1 pseudogene is annotated in these 243 nt (G+C 76.1%); it reads left to right on the forward strand.

The annotated features are described in order from the left end of the window. Positions 1-243, forward strand: a pseudogene (locus KVT39_RS37220) (patatin-like phospholipase family protein); the annotation flags it as partial.

The raw sequence follows: 243 nt of genomic DNA on the forward strand, positions 1-243 counted from the left end.
CGGCCCGTCGACGTGCTCGCGATCGCGCCGTCCGAGCGGATCGAGCTGACCGCCGCGAAGCACCTGAAGCAGATGCCGGCCGCGATGCGCGGGCTGCACGGCGCGGGCGGCGGCAGCCAGCCGGCCGGCGCGTCGTTCGCGAGCTACCTGCTGTTCGTGGGGGCCTTTACGCGCGAACTGATCGGGCTCGGCTACGGCGACGGGCGCGCGCAGCGCGACACGCCCGCCCGCTGGATCGCGCCG

This window comes from Burkholderia sp. GbtcB21, assembly GCF_019091065.1.
Taxonomy (GTDB): domain Bacteria; phylum Pseudomonadota; class Gammaproteobacteria; order Burkholderiales; family Burkholderiaceae; genus Burkholderia; species Burkholderia pyrrocinia_C.